We start from the raw sequence: 18419 nt of genomic DNA on the forward strand, positions 1-18419 counted from the left end.
CATCAGGTTTGGTGGCGATAGCGAAGAGGTCACACCCGTTCCCATACCGAACACGGAAGTTAAGCTCTTCAGCGCCGATGGTAGTTGGGGGTCTCCCCCTGTGAGAGTAGGACGCCGCCAAGCTTTTCTAAGGATCAGTTCCATACGGAACTGGTCTTTTTTGTATTTTCTTCTAACAGCATCATGATATAAGCTGGGAACTTCTCTTCGGCAATCTCCATGTAGCGTTCAATCATGACGTAATCATCACTAATGTATTGAGACAGCAGCTCGTACCACCATTCAGTTTCGTAGCGGGCAATCATACTGAGGTTATACATTAATAAGTAATGGCTGATGATCTCAGGAATCCCTAAAAATGAATCACGAGTTGACGGAATAAACCATTGATCCATTTCTAAATCATAATGAAGATGAGTAGCGAGCGCTGGATTTTCTTCTAGAGCTACATCAAACGTCAGCTTTTTGGCTTCTCTTTGCTTGAGTTTCCAACTTGTATGGAACTCAAAGTATTCAATAAAGCGTTCAGCAGACATGTTATAAAGCAATGGAATATGATCTTGAATCATCATCCCATTAACCTTTTCCACTTTAACTAATGTCGAGGGCTGCTTTTGAAACTCCAGAATATGACTCATTTCAGGTATCTTTGAAAGGAGATGAATCATCGTAAATCGCTCATCTTCAAGACCATTTAAATGAAATAGATGCTTTAACACATGCATGCATAGTCCATTTCGCTGAATTTTCACTTCATCTTCACTAAAACGGTAGTGCTGCTTCTTTCTCTTTCTCGATGTTACGCCGTGGGCCAAAACAGAGGTTTGAGAAGGATAGTGAGGATCAACTGTCAGTAAACATGCCTTTAGCAACTGAGCCATTCCATAAAACAATAAAATCGGCTTCAGTTCGAGTGGAGCGATAGCTGCCTGTTCATAGAACGTATGGCCATGCTTTAAAAAGTAAATAAACCGTTCACAGTTTTTATAGGCTTGCTGGTTTGCATCTTGAATGCTTCGTTTCTCATATTGTTGATATAGAAACTTTTGGGAAGTTTCGAGTGAGTAAAAACGTTTTAAATCCTTCCATCCTGAACTTTTCATCTTCTTCCTCAACTCTCTTTATATTTTCTAAAAATTGCAACTGTTTGTTGCTTCCTTGACATGCTGTTTCCTAGTTGATAATCTACATATAATATTTTGCCGAAAAGAGGGGGATTTACTAATGTGGGAAAGTAAATTTTCAAAAGAAGGTTTGACGTTTGACGATGTTTTGCTTGTTCCAGCTAAGTCTGAAGTACTTCCGCGTGATGTCGATTTATCAGTTGAGTTAACAAGCACATTAAAACTAAACATTCCAATTATCAGTGCAGGAATGGACACGGTGACGGAATCACAAATGGCGATTGCAATGGCACGTCAAGGTGGTCTTGGTATCATTCATAAGAACATGTCTATTGAGCAACAAGCAGAACAAGTGGATAAAGTAAAACGTTCAGAGCGCGGCGTTATTACAAATCCATTCTTCTTAACACCTGAGCATCAAGTATTTGATGCAGAGCACCTAATGGGTAAATACCGTATTTCAGGTGTACCGATTGTAAATAACGAAGAAGATCAAAAGCTTGTTGGTATTATTACGAACCGTGACCTTCGTTTTATTTCGGATTATTCAATGAAGATTAGCGACGTGATGACAAAAGAGGAACTTGTGACAGCTTCTGTAGGTACGACGTTAGAAGAAGCTGAGAAAATCCTACAGCAATATAAAATTGAAAAATTACCTCTTTTAGATGACGAAGGAACGTTAAAAGGTCTCATCACCATCAAAGATATTGAAAAAGTGATCGAATTCCCTAACTCCTCTAAAGATGCACATGGCCGTTTAATTGTTGGTGCCGCTGTTGGTGTCACTGGCGATACAATGACTCGTGTGAGAAAATTAGTCGAAGCCAATGTGGATGTCGTTGTCATTGATACTGCACATGGTCATTCACAAGGTGTTCTTAACACTGTATCGAAAATCCGTGAAACGTATCCTTCTCTTAATATCATTGCTGGTAATGTTGCAACAGCCGAAGCAACTAAAGCATTATTTGAAGCAGGAGCAGATATTGTGAAAGTCGGTATCGGACCAGGGTCTATTTGTACAACACGTGTTGTTGCAGGTGTTGGTGTACCACAAATCACAGCAATCTATGACTGTGCAACAGAAGCAAGAAAACATGGTAAAGCTATTATTGCAGATGGTGGAATTAAATATTCAGGTGATATCGTAAAAGCTCTAGCATCTGGTGGACATGCTGTTATGCTTGGAAGCCTTCTAGCTGGTACATCTGAAAGCCCAGGAGACACAGAAATTTTCCAAGGTAGACGCTTCAAAGTTTATCGCGGTATGGGTTCAGTCGCTGCAATGGAAAAAGGAAGTAAAGATCGTTACTTCCAAGAAGATAATAAAAAATTCGTTCCAGAAGGTATTGAAGGCCGTACACCGTACAAAGGACCAGTCGTTGATACAGTGTATCAACTAGTTGGCGGTATCCGTTCTGGTATGGGCTATTGTGGAACACAGGACTTACGCGCACTTAGAGAAGACGCACAGTTCATTCGCATGACTGGTGCAGGACTTCGTGAGAGTCATCCACATGATGTACAAATTACAAAAGAATCACCAAACTACACAATTTCTTGATAAATTGTGACAATCAAATTACATTTGACAGGGTCTATGACTCTGTCTATTTTTTTTGTCTTTATTGTGATAAAATTTATACTGTTGTGTTGAAATAAGCCCTTGTGGATTAAATATATATGAAATACGTCGAAAAAAGATGAATACGGAGGTATGACGATTGAACAGCAAGATGTTGAAACAGCTTATGGTCTCTATCCTTGCACTGGCATTGATTGTGACAGCATTTACACCAATGTCCAAAGCAAAAGCAGCTGAAGATCCATTCAATGTGAATGCGAAAGCAGCAATCCTAATTGAAGCTTCTACAGGTAAAATTCTTTATAGTAAAAACGCAGAACAAAGACTGCCTATTGCAAGTATGGCAAAGATGATGACAGAGTATCTATTACTAGAGGCGATTGCCGAAGGCAAAGTGAAATGGGATCAAACGTATACGCCAGATGATTATGTATACGAAATTTCTCAGGACCGCAGTTTATCAAACGTTCCTTTGAGAAAAGATGGCTCGTATACAGTGAAAGAACTTTATCAAGCAACGGCTATTTATTCGGCAAATGCAGCAGCGATTGGCTTAGCAGAAGTGATCGCTGGATCAGAATCGAAGTTCGTTGAAAAAATGAACGCAAAAGCGAAAGAACTTGGTTTAACTAACTACAAATTCGTGAATGCAACTGGACTAGAAAATAAAGATTTACATGGCAAACAGCCAAAAGGTACAGGTTCTGATGAAGAAAGTGAAGTATCTGCGAAAGATATGGCATTGCTTGCACAGCATCTCATCAAAGACCATCCAGAAATTCTTGAAACATCAAGTATAGCGAAAACAAAGTTCAGAGAAGGCACAGACGATGAAATGGACATGCCTAACTGGAACTTCATGCTTAAAGGACTTGTGAAGGAATATGAAGGTGTAGACGGTCTGAAAACAGGCTCTACGGATTCAGCTGGTTCTAGCTTCACAGGTACCGCAAAACAAGGTGACATGCGTGTCATCGCTGTGATCTTGAATGCAAAAGGTAATCTTCATACAGCACGTTTCGACGTGGCGAAAAAACTGTTCGACTATGCATTTAAAAACTTCACGATGAAAGAAATGTACAAAAAAGGTCAACAGATCAAAGGACATGAAAACATCGAAGTCGATAAAGGTAAAGACAAAGAAGTACCTGTCGTCACGAAAGAAGCTTTCTCTGTGCCAGTAAAAAATGGCGACGAAAAGAGCTTTAAAGCAAAAGTAAATATCGAGAAAAAGAAACTAGAAGCTCCTATTAAAAAAGGAACGAAGGTTGGCATGCTGACGACTTCTTATTCTGGTGATGAGAAGGACTACGGCTATTTGAATAAAGATCAATCAGGTGTTGAGCTTATAACGAAAACAGGCGATGAAAAAGCAAACTGGTTCATCCTTGCAATGCGTAGTGTAGGTGGATTCTTCGCTGGCATTTGGGGCGGAATCGTTGACACAGTAAAAGGTTGGTTCTAATAAAAAACTGCTCTCTATGCATAGAGAGCAGTTTTTTTATCGTTAAAAGAAAAGTGATTGTTTTTGATTTTGAGGAGTGGACAAGGCTTGCTGAAAAATACCACATAACTTTTCCACGCCCTCGGTCAGTGCCTTTTCATTCACATAAGAAAAGCTGAGGCGGATATAGTTTTGCTTCGGCTCTCCAGGATAGCACACAGAGCCAGGCAGAAAGGTAATTTGCTGCTTACGTGCCTCATGCAGCAGTGCACGTGTATCGACCCAGGAAGGAAAGCTAAGCCATAAATTGAGCCCGCCCTGAGGGATTTGCCACGTCACATCTTTTGGTGCATGCTTCGTTAATACATCTATCATTAAATCACGTCTCACCTTCAAGGCGGTTCTCAGCTTTTTCGTATGATCAATCATCTTCTTCGAAGTCAGAAATGGCAGAATGGCTTTTTGTGTGAGAAGAGGGCTGCCTAAATCATTATTGGCCTTTGCAGCTAATAAACGATTAAATATCGAGCCTGAGGCGGTGATAATCCCAATTCTGCATCCTGGAGCCAGTGTTTTACTTAATCCTCGCAAATAAATGACGTGTCCATCATGATCAAGACTTTTGATAGGTGCTGGCGGCTTCTTTTCGAAATAAAGCTCACGATAAGGATCATCCTCTACAATGAGACAATCAATACTTTGAGCCAGTAAGAGAAGTTGTTTTCTGCGTTTCATTGACATACTGGCCCCTGTCGGACTGTGAAAAGTAGGAATCGTGTAGATGAGCTTTGGTTTATATTTATCACAAATGCTTTGAAGCTGCTTCATGTTCATGCCTTCATGATCAACAGGGACTGTAATAATTCTTGCCCCTCTGCCCATAAAGACATCAATGGCGCCTGGATAAGTCGGTGCTTCCATGACAACTACATCATCAGGACCGATAAACGCACGTGCGACCAAATCAAGCCCTTGCTGAGAACCACTAGTTACAAGGATATTTTCAGGAGTAGAAGGCACACCCAGCTTTTCTAAAAAAGACTGAATGACTTGCCTAAGCTGAAGATCCCCTTGAATTTCCCCATACTTCGACATGATTTGAGGATGTCTGGCTAGTACGTGCTGCATTTCTTTTTCTAAATACCGGTTTGGCAAAAGCCCTGGATCAATCATAGAGGAAGAAAGGTTGATCGCTTCTTCGACATAGTGATACTGAGCAAATTGAGACCGAGGTAAATAATCCGGAATGGATAACTGCCAATCAAAAGAGGTAGATGACGGAACCGGAATATCTGACTGCTTTTGCAGCTCATCCACAAACGTCCCTTTACCTTGCACAGTCGTTAAATATCCGTCGTCCTTCAGCCGTGTGTATGCCTTTGCTGCCGTGACAAGACTCACATTCAGCTGCTTTGCTAAATCACGTACAGTTGGCAGCTTATCTCCCTGCTGAAGCAAACCCGATTGGATATGATCAATGATCGAAAAGTAAATCTGATTCGAAAGAGATGTATCAGAATGTCGATGGATATCAATATGCATGAGAAACCTCCATTGAGTGCAAAATTGTTATACATGAATTTGAATTGTTATAGTTGCATTATAGCATGTAAATCACACTTCAAAGAAAAAACGACTTATTTTTAGCCAGAAATCGTTTATATACAAGGGTTTAGGCTTTTTTGTCGGCTGATTGAATTGTTATACTATTCTCTTTATTGTTATACTGTCTCGCTTGTATGATAAAGAGGTAAATCAATCGAATTGACAAATGGGAGGAAACTATTGTGAGCAATAAGGGAACTGAACGAGTGAAACGTGGAATGGCAGAAATGCAAAAGGGTGGCGTCATTATGGATGTCGTCAATGCTGAGCAGGCAAAGATCGCAGAAGAAGCAGGTGCGGTGGCAGTTATGGCACTAGAACGAGTACCAGCTGATATCCGTGCAGCCGGCGGTGTAGCCCGTATGGCAGACCCAAGAATCGTAGAGGAAGTACAAAATGCAGTAACGATTCCAGTCATGGCAAAGGCACGTATCGGCCACATTGTCGAGGCTCGTGTTCTTGAAGCACTTGGTGTTGATTATATCGATGAGAGTGAAGTGCTGACGCCCGCAGATGAGGAATTCCATTTAAATAAAAATGAATACACAGTACCTTTTGTCTGTGGTTGCCGTGACTTAGGTGAAGCAACCCGCCGTATCGCAGAAGGCGCTTCGATGCTTCGTACGAAAGGGGAACCTGGGACAGGCAACATTGTAGAAGCTGTCCGTCATATGAGAAAGGTCAATGCTCAGATTCGTAAAGTAGCAGCAATGAGTGAAGATGAACTGATGACAGAAGCCAAGAACCTAGGAGCACCTTATGAATTATTGCTTCAAATCAAAAAAGACGGAAAGCTCCCAGTTGTTAACTTTGCAGCTGGAGGCGTTGCGACACCAGCAGATGCTGCGTTAATGATGCAGCTTGGAGCAGACGGTGTATTTGTTGGATCTGGTATTTTTAAATCAGACAATCCGGCGAAATTTGCAAAAGCGATTGTTGAAGCAACAACTCACTTCACAGATTACCGTCTCATTGCAGAACTTTCAAAAGAGCTTGGAACAGCCATGAAAGGAATTGAAATCTCAAATCTACTGCCAGAAGAGCGTATGCAAGAGCGTGGCTGGTAATTAAGGGAGCGCAAACGAACATGCTAACAATTGGTGTACTAGGGCTTCAAGGAGCCGTGAGAGAGCATATTCAATCGATTGAAGCCTGCGATGCAGAAGGTAAGATCATTAAACGAGCAGAAGAGCTAGCATCCGTTGACGGTCTTATTATCCCTGGTGGAGAAAGCACGACGATGAGGAGACTCATGGATACGTACCAATTCATTGAACCGATTAAAGCGTTCGCTGCAGAAGGGAAACCGATTTTTGGGACATGTGCCGGTTTGATTATGCTCGCAAAGCATATAGAAGATCGAGAAGATGCTCATCTTGGATTGTTAAATGTATCAGTTGCACGGAATTCATTTGGCAGACAGGTAGACAGCTTTGAAGCAGATCTAGAAGTAAAAGGGCTGGATGCGCCGTTTACAGGGGTGTTCATCCGTGCGCCTCATATCATCAGCGCAGATGTGAGCGTAGAAATCATGGCTGAATATGATGGCAGGATTGTGATGGCGAAAGAAAACAATATCTTAGGCTGTTCTTTTCATCCAGAGCTGACAGACGATCATCGGTTAACACAGCTGTTTGTTGAAATGGTGAAGTCTTACAAAACGAAGCTCGCTGTATAAAACGGTTGAAAAGAGATAAAACTTATAGTACATTAAAATCACAATCAAAGATCGAAAAAGCGTTGACGGGAAATAGTAAGAAGCCCCTCTTTCTCAGAGAGCCGATGGTTGGTGCGAATCGGTGAAAGATGCAGTCTGAATCCATCCTTGAGCGAAATGCTGAAACACGAGAAGTAAGCATTTACGGTGATACCGTTACAGAGGAAAGAGGAAAGCATGCTTCTGCATGTTTTCAATCAGGGTGGCAACGCGAGAGCTCTCGTCCCTTTCATGGGATGAGGGCTCTTTTTATTTTTCGATAAAAAAAGGAGTGTTACACATGCTGGATATTAAACAACTGCGCACGGACTTTGATCAAATCAAAGAAAAATTAGCACACCGAGGCGAAGATTTAGCGGATTTTGATAAGTTTGGTGAACTGGATCAAAAAAGAAGAGAACTAATCGGGAAAACAGAAGAATTAAAGAGCCGAAGAAATGAAGTATCACAGCAAGTGGCCGTTCTAAAAAGAGAAAAGAAAGATGCCGATCACATTATTCAAGAAATGCGTGAGGTAGGAGATGAGATTAAAAAGCTGGATGATGAGCTAAGAACAGTAGAAGAAAGCTTGCAGCACATCCTCTTCTCTATTCCGAATATCCCTCATGACACTGTACCGGTTGGGGAAACAGAAGATGACAACGTGGAAGTGAGAAAATGGGGCGAACAGCCGGCCTTCTCCTTTGAGCCAAAACCACATTGGGATGTAGCGGATGAGCTAAACATTCTTGATTTTGAACGCGCAGGAAAAGTCACAGGAAGCCGATTCGTTTTTTATAAAGGGCTTGGCGCACGCTTAGAGCGCGCACTATATAACTTTATGCTCGATCTACATGTCGATGAGTTTGGTTTTACTGAAGTGCTCCCACCTTACATGGTCAATAGAGCTAGCATGACAGGGACTGGGCAGCTTCCAAAATTCGAAGAGGATGCCTTTAAAATCCGAGAAGAAGATTATTTCCTCATTCCAACAGCTGAAGTGCCGATTACCAACATGCACCGTGACGAAATCCTTGAAGGGGAACAGCTGCCAATCAATTATGCAGCATTCAGTGCTTGCTTTAGATCAGAGGCTGGATCTGCCGGAAGAGATACACGCGGACTCATCCGTCAGCATCAATTTAATAAGGTAGAGCTCGTGAAATTTGTCAGACCAGAAGATTCTTATGAAGAATTAGAGAAACTAACAAATCAAGCAGAAAAAGTCCTTCAGCTATTAAACCTGCCATACCGTGTCATGAGCATGTGTACGGGAGATTTAGGCTTCACGGCTGCGAAGAAATACGACATCGAAGTATGGATTCCGAGCCAAAATACGTATCGTGAAATTTCTTCTTGCAGTAACTTCGAAGCATTCCAAGCAAGACGCGCAAACATTCGATTCCGACCAGAGCCTAAAGCGAAGCCAGAGCATGTCCACACGTTAAATGGATCTGGTTTAGCAGTAGGGAGAACCGTGGCGGCCATTTTAGAAAACTATCAACAAGAGGACGGCACAGTAATTATTCCTGAAGTACTGCGTCCTTATATGGGAAATAAAGAAGTGATGAAATAAGATGCCGCTATGGCATCTTATTTCTTTTTACCAAAAGTCCTACAGTTTTCCTAAATTTAGCCGATAAAAAAATAAAAGCTTCTAGGAAAGAAGGAATAACCTTGAATAGGCTTGACTATTATGTTGAAATGGCTCAATTAATTAGAAAAGTTCTAGATGAAAGTATTCTTTTCGGCATCACTGATACAGAGAAGGTGCTTTGTTACTACCCGTCTAACACAATAGATTTTGGCGTGAAAGTTGGGGACCCATTGAACCCAGAAGACCAAAACGTGGCGACGACATTAAGAGGACAAGAATATGACGGTCATTTACCAGAGTCTTTATATGGTTATGAAATTGCAGTAAAAGGTTACCCGATTTTTGATGAAGATAGAAAAGTAATTGGATCTTTTTTAGTGGCATTTTCACATCATCGTGAAAAGAAATTAAGCGGTTATATGGAGCATATCAATGATGTAGCGAAAGAACTCCAAGGTGGAATCGAGCAAATTGCTGCGCATTCACAAGAGCTGGCTGCCACAAGTTTAGAAATAAGCGAACAGGCAGGAAGAGCGGAAGAGAAATCTGCAAATATTGAAGAAGTCGTCAAAACCATTGGCGGGATCGCTAGACAAACAAACTTGCTAGGTCTAAATGCTGCAATTGAAGCAGCAAGAGCAGGCGAGAATGGAAAAGGGTTTGCTGTCGTAGCTGATGAAGTTCGTAAATTATCAGATGGCTCAAAGGAAGCGGCTGAAACCATTAATACCTTCTTAAAGGAAATCCAAGACAGTATTAGCACTTTGTCTGAAAACATCTCACAAATCAGCAGCTCAACAAATGAACAAGCCAAACAAGTGACAGACTTTACGAAAATTATTGAATCATTAAATGAGTTTAAAGAAGAGATGAATCAGTTTATTGAAGAGATTAGACAGGATACAAAATAGATCAAGAGCAGCCGTTAATGGCTGCTTTTTTATGGGCAGATTCTCATACCAAAACAACTTATTGAAAATTTTTTCGGAAAGATGTTGACTTGAATTAAAATGATATGGTATATTAATTCTTGTCGATACGGAGGAATACCCAAGTCCGGCTGAAGGGATCGGTCTTGAAAACCGACAGGGGTGTCAAAGCCCGCGGGGGTTCGAATCCCTCTTCCTCCGCCATATTGATTTTTTACCTTAGTTGAATTAAAACGCAAGCATAAAAATTGGAATTGTCAAACCGCTGCATTCGCGAAATGCAGCGGTTTTTTTTATTTTGTTTTAGAGCGATTTTTTTGTATAACAGAAGCAATTTCATGAAGAATGGGTTCAAGTGAGCTTTCATCATGAAGTAAGTCGTAATCTTCAATGTTAATTTTAATCACTGGGCATAAATCGAAGTGTTCGATCCATTCCGTATATCGAGTGTACATTTCTTCCCAATAGGCTCGATCAGTTTGAGTTTCCATCTCTCTGCCGCGTTCTTCAATACGATTCAAAATATGATCTAAATCCCCGTGTAAATAGATGAGAACATCAGGGTGAGGGAAGTAAGGTGTCATCACCATCGCCTCGAATAGACTCGTATACGTTTCATAATCTACTTCAGACATCGTACCTTTGTCCGCATGCATTTTCGCGAAAATGCCTGTGTCCTCATAAATTGAACGATCTTGCACATATCCTCCACCAGATTCAAAAATCCGCTTTTGCTCCTTAAAACGCTCAGCTAGGAAATAGACCTGTAAATGGAAGCTCCATCTTTGGAAATCTGAATAAAAGGGCTCTAAGTATGGGTTATCATCTACTTTTTCAAGAGAGGTTTGAAAGCCTAGCTTGTCCGCTATCGTTTTAGTCATAGTTGATTTTCCGACACCAACAGTCCCGGCGATTGTGATCACTGCATCCTTTGGTATTTCGATATTGTTCATAGTACTTGCTCCTTTATGTTCTGTACAATTTGCTGGTAATCTTGCTGTGAGGAAACGAAGTCTGTATGATCTCCTTCAATTGTAATGATAGGAAGCCCTGGGTCAGTCTGTTTTAAATGTTCAATGGCCAGTTCATAATCTTCAATGAGTGTTTTTAAATAAGCTGGGTCGATGTCTTCTTCAAAAGAGCGTCCTCTCATCTGTATTCTTTCAAGTAAGGTAGGAAGGCTGGCTTTTATATAGATTATGGCATTTGGTTTAGGCAGATCATCTGTTAGCAGGTGATAGATCTTTCTGTATTTATCCATGTGCTTTTTTGATAATGTTCTTTCTGCAAATATCATATTTTTATAGACATGATAATCAGTGACAATCGGCTGCTGTTGACTCACATAGTTTTCTTCAATAGATTCTAACTGTTTGACCCGATTGCATAAAAAGAACATCTCAAGCTGAAAGCTCCATTGTTCCATATCTTCATAAAATTTATCTAAGAATGGATTTTCTTCTACAATCTCTTTTACTAAAGGAAATTGAAATTCCTTCGCAAGCATTGTAGCCAAAGTTGTTTTTCCGGCTCCAATTGGGCCTTCCACTGCAATAAAAGGGGCAGGATACATAGGCGTTCTCCTCTATCTATAAAGTTGTCAAACCAATGTATATTGTACCATACCCCTTCCGAGAGATAGAGCGAATGGGTTACGATGTCGTTCTTTTTTCAATATTAAATTGATCTGATAATAAGAGCCAATTTTGTGGGAAGGATAGACCTAATTTCCAATAAGCAATTCCGTTCAAGTTTAACTCTTTGATGAGATTGAACTTTGCTTGAATCGATCTAGCGTCTTCGAACCATACCTCATGCACTTTATTAGTGGCATCTGTGTAACGAAAATAAGGTGCTTGTGCTGTTTCGTCGTATAGAATGGAGGCATTATTATTTCTAGCAATGGCAATCGCTTGTTGAGGACTGACGGCTTTAGCAATGGGGCCGCCCTGGACGTAAGGAAGCGTCCAATCATAGCCATATAAATTCTGCCCCATAACAATTTTATTGGCCGGCATGACGGTCAGTGCATATTCAATGACTTGGCGGACAGGTCCAATGGGAGAGACAGCTTGTGCAGGGCCGCCGCTGTATCCCCATTCATAGGTCATTAACACAACATGATCGACGATCTTCCCGATGGCTTCATAGTCATGAGCTTCATACCATTTTCCCTTCTGCTGACTACTTGTTTTAGGGGCAAGTGCAACAGATATTGTCCATCCTTCTTGATGGAAGCGGGTTGTTGCCTCTCTTAAAAATTGAATGTAAGCATCTTTATCAGCAGGACGTAAATATTCAAAATCAAAATGGATTTCTTTTAATTGATACTTTTTAGCAACACGAACGATTTCATTTAAAAATGTGGTTTTGACAGATTGGTTATTTAAAAGAATTCGCCCAAGTTCATCACTGAATTTTTCATTCTCTAGGTTTGTCACTACCATAGATAAAACGGTTCTGCTCTGAGCGGCTATTTGAGGTAGCTGATCTAACGGTGGTTCTTTCAGTGTTCCGTCTCTTTGCGCTTGGAAACTAAAGGCGCCTAAATGGGTTAAATATGGAGAGGCCTCTCTAGCTGCTTGTTTTAAGTTTTCACTGACTTGATTTCCCCTTGGTTCAATGTAAGCATTCGAATTAATGTTCCTTTTCGGTCTTTGAGGAATATAGAGCAAGAAGCGAATAGGTAGTATCGCTTCAGGCCGAATTCTATTCACACGTGCCAACTCCTCCACTGAAATTCGAAATCGTCTTCCAATTTGATAAAGTGTGTCATTTTGTTTGACCTCATAAAATTGTCCTCTAATTGGAATGACAATTGTTTGTCCAATGACGAGTTGATTTGGTGTTTCAATATCGTTGGTACGGATGATTTCATTGACTGTTGTTTTAAAACGCATGGCAATTTCGTTTAAAGTATCTCCTCTTTTGACAACATAAATTTGAATAGTCAACGCCCCCTTTGTTATTGCTAACAATTTATGAGGGTTATGGATAAATCATGTTTGATTTTCATTCGTGATCTCTTTAGCAGTGGTGATTTTTGCTAGTAGAACGTTCTCCATCATCGTTAAAGCATATTCGTTATCTCTGTCGTCATTTGATGCGATACAATCTTTAGGTACAATTAGGTTGTATTCTCGCATGTATGCGTCATTTGCAGTGAACAGAACGCAAATGTTTCCTGCAATCCCAGTCAAAATGATGTCTTGTACACCTAATTCATTTAAGAGTGTTTCTAGTGCAGTTCCGTAGAAGGCCGAATGCTTCGGTTTAATTAAGAAGTAATCATCTTTAGATGGTGCCATTTTCTCTAAAATAGGGGCGCTTCTTTCGTTTTTGCATGTTTCCATCACAGCTTGAATATCAGCCTTCCAGAGACCATAGTGGTCATTGATATAGATGATCGGCCAATTTTCCTTGAAAGCATGATCTTTAAGAGCTAAAATCTTATTGGTCATTTGCTCTGTTTTATTAGCGAGCACATGTCCCATTTCAAAATCAAAATTATTAATCATGTCGATAATAAGCAGTGCCTTTTGGTGCTTTGACAAAGTAAGACCCCCTTTAAAAGATTGTGCTAATATGTTAACCTCAATATCCTTTTAAAAAACATGAAAAGAGAGCCGTGCTATGACGAGAGATGAACAGTTTATGCAAGAAGCTATTTCTGAAGCCTTAAAAGCAGAACAAATAGGAGAAGTACCAATCGGTGCCATCATCGTTGTTGATGACCAAATTGTGAGCCGCGCTCATAATTTAAGGGAAACAGAGCAGCGTTCAATTGCACATGCAGAATTACTTGCTATTGATGAAGCGTGTAAAACGACTGGAAGCTGGCGTTTAGAAGATGCTGTACTTTATGTGACGCTTGAACCGTGTCCTATGTGTGCGGGAGCGATTGTCCTTTCTAGAGTGAAAAAGGTCGTTTTCGGTGCATACGATCCAAAAGGTGGATGTGCAGGTACTTTAATGAATTTACTGGATGATGAACGGTTCAATCATCAGTCTGAAGTCATTGGTGGTGTACTTGAAAATGAGTGCGGTGAGCTGTTAAGTCAGTTCTTCCGAAATCTCCGTCAGCGAAAGAAACAAGCCAAAAGTAAATGAATGGATGTCGTTTGCAATTTCGGCTATAAGAAGGTATACTTATGTCTGCGTCACTAACAATTTAATATTCATTTTGCCGTGCTAAGCGGGGAGGTAGCGGTGCCCTGTACTCGCAATCCGCTCTAGCGAGGCCGAATCCCTTCTCAAGGTTCGTTTACTTCAAGGTCTGCCTTAAATAAGTGGTGTTGACGTCTGGGTCCTGCGCAATGGGAATTCATGAACCATGTCAGGTCCGGAAGGAAGCAGCATTAAGTGAAACCTCTCATGTGCCGCAGGGTTGCCTGGGCCGAGCTAACTGTTTAAGTAACGCTTGGGGTAGCGAATCGACAGAAGGTGCACGGTAAATCAATATTAAATGTAACTCATCTAGTTAATCTAGGTGAGTTTTTTGTTGCTGTTTAAAGAATAGCTCAGCTGCTTTGTTTATACAAATAGGCAAAAAACCTTTTTAGAGTCTTTTTGTTTTTTCATTAATCACAATAGGAACAAAAGTTCTCCATGGTGTTGCAGAACAATTCGAAAATCTAGAAAACACGTTTTTGATTCATAAAAAGTAGAAAATCTATAGTTGAAATCATCATTTTCGCTTATTAGAAAATAAAGGTGTGCTTTTGAATTGATCGGTGCATCATGTATAATGAAGATGATGATAAATGGAGGAGGGCGTATTTGTGAGTTATCAAGCTTTATATCGAGTGTTCAGACCTCAAGTTTTTGAGGATGTTGTTGGACAAGAACACATCACAAAAACGTTGCAAAATGCCCTTTTGCAGAAGAAGTTTTCTCATGCTTACTTATTTTCAGGTCCTAGAGGGACAGGTAAAACAAGTGCTGCCAAAATCTTTGCGAAGGCAGTGAACTGTGAAAAGTCACCTGTGAGTGAACCTTGTAATGAATGTGATGCCTGTAAAGGGATTACAAACGGCTCGATTTCAGACGTGATTGAAATAGATGCTGCCTCAAACAACGGGGTAGATGAAATCCGTGATATACGTGATAAAGTGAAATTTGCTCCTTCGGCGGTTACATATAAGGTTTATATTATAGATGAAGTACATATGCTCTCTATCGGGGCATTTAATGCCCTCCTTAAAACGTTAGAGGAGCCGCCTGCTCATTGTATCTTTATTTTGGCTACCACAGAGCCTCATAAGATTCCTCTTACCATCATATCCCGTTGTCAGAGATTTGATTTTAAACGAATCACGACAAAAGATATTGTTGGAAGAATGAAGAAAATTGTAGATGCAGAAAGCCTAAATGTACAAGAGGGCTCGCTCGAGATTATCGCTAGTGCAGCAGATGGCGGTATGCGTGATGCACTAAGCCTCTTAGATCAAGCGATCTCATTTAGTGGTGAGCAGCTGACAATTGATGATGCGCTGCTCATTACAGGAGCTGTTTCTCAGCATTTCATTAGTCAGCTAGCCGAAGCAATTTTTGATCAAAATATTGCTGTAGCGTTAGATACCTTAAATGAATTACTTCAGCAGGGGAAAGATGCTGCTAAATTAATAGAGGACATGATCTTTTACTTTAGAGATATGCTGCTTTATAAAACGGCACCGGATCTGGAGGGGGTTCTTGAAAAGGTAAAGGTCGATGAAAATTTCGTGACGCTTTCGGATCGTGTGACACCTCAATTTCTATATGAAACAATTGAAGTGCTGAATAAAAGCCACCAAGAAATGAAATGGACGAATCATCCAAGGATTTTCTTTGAGGTAGCTGTTGTCAAGCTATGTCAATCAACGGCTGGAATAACACAAGCTCATGCTAACGCTGATTTAACGGCGCTAACGGATAAAATAGACAGGTTGGAACAGGAGCTATCGAGGATAAGAGCTGAGGGTGTGCCAATGTCTCACTCTCATCATCCTCAAGAAAAAAAGGAAGCACCTCGACCACAAACGAGTAACAAAAATGGATACCGTGCACCTGTCGGCCGAATTCACGAGATTCTAAAAGAAGCAAAACGTCCAGAGCTAGAAAAAATTAAAGGTAAATGGGGAGAACTCCTTGCCCACTTGAAACAGCAGAATAAGGTGTCTCATGCTGCGCTATTAACGGATAGTGAACCAGTTGCTGCTGCTTCTCATGCCTTTGTTTTAAAATTCAAGTTTGAAATACACTGTAAAATGGTTGCCGAAGATAAAAGCGGTGTTCGAACCAACCTTGAGCAGCTATTAGAGTCTATGTTAGGAAAAAGAGTGGAATTAGTTGGCGTTCCTGACGCTCAATGGGGTAAAATAAGAGAAGAATTTTTAAGAGATCATCAGCCGGATGAACAGGCAGATGATCAGGGGACTTCTGCTGAAGAGGATCCATTGATTGCAGAAGCAAAGAAGTTAGTAGGAAACGATTTAATTGAAATTAAAGATTAATAAAAATGAAAGAGAGTGGTGTTCATATGCGCGGTGGAATGGGAAATATGCAAAAAATGATGAAACAAATGCAAAAAATGCAAAAGGATATGGCTAAGGCTCAAGAAGAGCTTGCAGAAAAAGTCCTTGAAGGTACAGCGGGTGGCGGTATGGTCACTGTAAAAGTAAATGGACAAAAAGAAGTTGTTGATGTAGCAATCAATGAAGAAGTTGTTGATCCAGAAGATATCGATATGCTTCAAGATCTTGTACTTGCAGCAACAAACGACGCATTGAAAAAAGTCGATGAGTTAACGAATGAAACAATGGGTCAATTCACAAAAGGAATGAACATGCCAGGTTTATTCTAGGAGGAATAACTGAAGATGCAATATCCTGAACCAATATCAAAGCTGATTGACAGCTTTATGAAATTGCCAGGAATCGGACCGAAAACTGCGGTTCGTCTGGCTTTTTTTGTTCTTAGTATGCAGGAAGATGTCGTACTAGATTTCGCGAAGGCGCTTGTTAATGCAAAGCGTAATTTAACTTATTGTTCGGTATGCGGCCATATCACAGACCAAGATCCTTGCTATATTTGTGAAGATACAAGAAGAGATCAATCTGTTATCTGTGTAGTGCAAGACCCAAAAGATGTGATCGCAATGGAAAAGATGAAAGAATACAACGGCTTATACCATGTGCTTCATGGTGCCATTTCACCGATGGACGGAATTGGCCCAGAGGATATTAAAATTCCTGACCTGTTAAAAAGATTGCAAGACGATCAAGTGACAGAGGTGATCCTTGCAACCAATCCAAACATTGAAGGAGAGGCTACAGCCATGTATATCTCTAGACTGTTGAAACCATCAGGAATTAAACTCTCTCGCATTGCTCACGGACTTCCAGTAGGTGGAGACTTAGAGTATGCGGATGAAGTCACACTGTCTAAAGCTCTAGAAGGCAGACGTGAGATGTAGGAAGGAGAAGTACGGTACATGGGTTTTCTTCGCAGAAAATCAATTCGAAAAGAATTCGATGAGAAATTAATTCAACAGCTTTTTAAGCAAAAGGAAGAATGGAACAGACAAAAAAAGCTTGTCGCAAATAGCGTTGAGCCTTCACCGGACATTCTATTCGAATTAAAGCTTGCTCAAGCGAAGTACTTTTTCTATCTAAGAGAAGCGAAAAAGAGGAATTTACGTTTAAACAACTGGAGATAGCAGGTCTATTTTACATAGTCCTCTCATATGCTTGTACTATTCATATGAAGAGGAGATGAGAGGATTATGGAACCTGTTATTGTGATCGGGTCAATTTTGCTAGCTGTACTATTGTTGTTTATGTCAGGTGTTCAAGCGAACCCCTTCAAATGGTTAGGGCTGATCGGAGTAAAGTTTGTGGCAGGTGCTCTTTTTTTATTTTGCCTCAATCTATTTGGAGAGAGTCTAGGATTACATGTCTCTATTAACCCTGTAACGAGTGGAATCAGTGGTTTATTGGGCATCCCAGGCGTAGCAGCTTTAGTCGTAATTGAAAAATTTATTATTTAATGAGAAATATTGTTGACTTTGATCCTGTATGGTGGTAAATTAATATACGTCGCTGATGACGAAGAAACGAAAAAACATTATAACAAAAAAGTTGTTGACATTAACAATTTAAATATGGTATGATGTTCTAGTCGCTTCTGAAGCGATAAACAAGTTCTTTGAAAACTAAACAAGACAAAACGTACCTGTTAATTCGAGTTTTTTATAAAAAAATCCTATGAAACATCATAGGTAGTCAGTCAAACGCTGACGAAAAACAAAACTTCGGTTTTGTACTTTTTCGGAGAGTTTGATCCTGGCTCAGGACGAACGCTGGCGGCGTGCCTAATACATGCAAGTCGAGCGGACAGAAGGGAGCTTGCTCCCGGATGTTAGCGGCGGACGGGTGAGTAACACGTGGGTAACCT

General features: G+C 40.6%; 17 protein-coding genes, 1 tRNA gene, 2 rRNA genes, 1 other RNA gene, 1 pseudogene and 1 other annotated feature. Of the genes and pseudogenes, 16 read left to right on the plus strand and 6 right to left on the minus strand.

Annotated features, from left to right (window positions below):
• Positions 1-7 precede the first annotated feature (7 nt).
• Positions 8-123, plus strand: a 5S ribosomal RNA gene (rrf, locus tag C6348_RS18615).
• Positions 124-134: 11 nt separating this feature from the next.
• Here rrf and C6348_RS18620 read toward each other — a convergent pair.
• Positions 135-1103 (minus strand): YaaC family protein, encoded by a 969-nt coding sequence (locus C6348_RS18620; RefSeq protein ID WP_060595635.1) that lies wholly within the window; start codon positions 1101-1103, stop codon positions 135-137.
• Positions 1104-1224: 121 nt separating this feature from the next.
• Here C6348_RS18620 and guaB point away from each other — a divergent pair, with 121 nt between their 5' ends.
• Positions 1225-2691 (plus strand): IMP dehydrogenase, encoded by a 1467-nt coding sequence (gene guaB / locus C6348_RS18625; RefSeq protein WP_066031457.1) that lies wholly within the window; start codon positions 1225-1227, stop codon positions 2689-2691.
• 160 nt (positions 2692-2851) lie between these two features.
• Positions 2852-4177: a D-alanyl-D-alanine carboxypeptidase family protein gene (locus C6348_RS18630; RefSeq protein ID WP_106031971.1), complete on the plus strand. Its 1326-nt coding sequence runs from the start codon at positions 2852-2854 to the stop codon at positions 4175-4177.
• 42 nt (positions 4178-4219) lie between these two features.
• Here C6348_RS18630 and pdxR read toward each other — a convergent pair whose 3' ends face one another.
• Complete coding sequence (gene pdxR / locus C6348_RS18635) at positions 4220-5698, minus strand: MocR-like pyridoxine biosynthesis transcription factor PdxR (RefSeq protein WP_034666110.1); 1479 nt, start codon at positions 5696-5698, stop codon at positions 4220-4222.
• Between the two features lie 245 nt (positions 5699-5943).
• Between pdxR and pdxS the strand changes: the two genes are divergently transcribed.
• From pdxS to C6348_RS18660, 5 genes and pseudogenes are all read left to right on the plus strand, one after another.
• Positions 5944-6828: a pyridoxal 5'-phosphate synthase lyase subunit PdxS gene (pdxS, locus tag C6348_RS18640; protein ID WP_034666107.1), complete on the plus strand. Its 885-nt coding sequence runs from the start codon at positions 5944-5946 to the stop codon at positions 6826-6828.
• Positions 6829-6848: 20 nt separating this feature from the next.
• The gene (pdxT, locus tag C6348_RS18645) at positions 6849-7439 is read left to right on the plus strand and encodes a pyridoxal 5'-phosphate synthase glutaminase subunit PdxT (protein WP_034666104.1); all 591 of its coding nucleotides are present in this window, start codon (positions 6849-6851) and stop codon (positions 7437-7439) included.
• Between the two features lie 53 nt (positions 7440-7492).
• Positions 7493-7709: a binding site (T-box leader), on the plus strand.
• 49 nt (positions 7710-7758) lie between these two features.
• Positions 7759-9033: a serine--tRNA ligase gene (gene serS, locus C6348_RS18650; protein ID WP_106043951.1), complete on the plus strand. Its 1275-nt coding sequence runs from the start codon at positions 7759-7761 to the stop codon at positions 9031-9033.
• A 596-nt stretch (positions 9034-9629) separates the two neighbouring features.
• Positions 9630-9965 (plus strand): annotated as a pseudogene (locus C6348_RS19335) (methyl-accepting chemotaxis protein); the annotation flags it as partial.
• Between the two features lie 129 nt (positions 9966-10094).
• A tRNA-Ser gene (locus tag C6348_RS18660) sits at positions 10095-10187 on the plus strand.
• Between the two features lie 89 nt (positions 10188-10276).
• Here C6348_RS18660 and C6348_RS18665 read toward each other — a convergent pair.
• The 4 genes from C6348_RS18665 to C6348_RS18680 all read right to left on the minus strand — a co-directional run bounded on the left by C6348_RS18665 (position 10277) and on the right by C6348_RS18680 (position 13537).
• Positions 10277-10936 carry a deoxynucleoside kinase gene (locus C6348_RS18665; RefSeq protein WP_106043952.1) on the minus strand — a complete coding sequence of 220 codons (660 nt, stop codon included), beginning with the start codon at positions 10934-10936 and terminating at the stop codon, positions 10277-10279.
• On the minus strand, positions 10933-11556 hold the full coding sequence (locus C6348_RS18670; protein ID WP_034666096.1) for a deoxynucleoside kinase: 624 nt from the start codon (positions 11554-11556) through the stop codon (positions 10933-10935). The genes C6348_RS18665 and C6348_RS18670 overlap by 4 nt, the downstream gene beginning before the upstream one ends.
• A 79-nt stretch (positions 11557-11635) precedes the next feature.
• Positions 11636-12883, minus strand: a complete 1248-nt coding sequence (locus C6348_RS18675; RefSeq protein ID WP_411266094.1) for a glycosyl hydrolase family 18 protein — start codon at positions 12881-12883, stop codon at positions 11636-11638.
• A 99-nt stretch (positions 12884-12982) separates the two neighbouring features.
• Positions 12983-13537 (minus strand): cysteine hydrolase family protein, encoded by a 555-nt coding sequence (locus tag C6348_RS18680; protein WP_106043953.1) that lies wholly within the window; start codon positions 13535-13537, stop codon positions 12983-12985.
• A gap of 79 nt (positions 13538-13616) precedes the next feature.
• On the opposite strand from C6348_RS18680, the gene tadA reads away from it, so the two are divergent.
• From tadA to C6348_RS18720, 8 genes are all read left to right on the plus strand, one after another.
• Positions 13617-14093: a tRNA adenosine(34) deaminase TadA gene (gene tadA, locus C6348_RS18685; RefSeq protein ID WP_003218102.1), complete on the plus strand. Its 477-nt coding sequence runs from the start codon at positions 13617-13619 to the stop codon at positions 14091-14093.
• A 76-nt stretch (positions 14094-14169) separates the two neighbouring features.
• An RNA gene (ffs, locus tag C6348_RS18690) (signal recognition particle sRNA large type) lies at positions 14170-14434 on the plus strand.
• A gap of 330 nt (positions 14435-14764) precedes the next feature.
• On the plus strand, positions 14765-16477 hold the full coding sequence (gene dnaX / locus C6348_RS18695; RefSeq protein ID WP_106043954.1) for a DNA polymerase III subunit gamma/tau: 1713 nt from the start codon (positions 14765-14767) through the stop codon (positions 16475-16477).
• Positions 16478-16503: 26 nt separating this feature from the next.
• Complete coding sequence (locus C6348_RS18700; RefSeq protein WP_008342011.1) at positions 16504-16827, plus strand: YbaB/EbfC family nucleoid-associated protein; 324 nt, start codon at positions 16504-16506, stop codon at positions 16825-16827.
• Positions 16828-16842: 15 nt separating this feature from the next.
• Positions 16843-17439: a recombination protein RecR gene (gene recR / locus C6348_RS18705; RefSeq protein ID WP_003218094.1), complete on the plus strand. Its 597-nt coding sequence runs from the start codon at positions 16843-16845 to the stop codon at positions 17437-17439.
• Positions 17440-17457: 18 nt separating this feature from the next.
• Entirely contained in the window at positions 17458-17682 is a 225-nt protein-coding gene (locus tag C6348_RS18710; RefSeq protein ID WP_003218088.1) for a YaaL family protein, read from the plus strand.
• 66 nt (positions 17683-17748) lie between these two features.
• A complete protein-coding gene (locus C6348_RS18715; protein ID WP_008342006.1) occupies positions 17749-18012 on the plus strand; it encodes a pro-sigmaK processing inhibitor BofA family protein in 264 nt (87 codons plus the stop codon).
• A gap of 277 nt (positions 18013-18289) precedes the next feature.
• Positions 18290-18419, plus strand: a 16S ribosomal RNA gene (locus C6348_RS18720); the annotation flags it as partial.

It is taken from the genome of Bacillus sp. YBWC18, from assembly GCF_002998775.1.
Taxonomy (GTDB): domain Bacteria; phylum Bacillota; class Bacilli; order Bacillales; family Bacillaceae; genus Bacillus.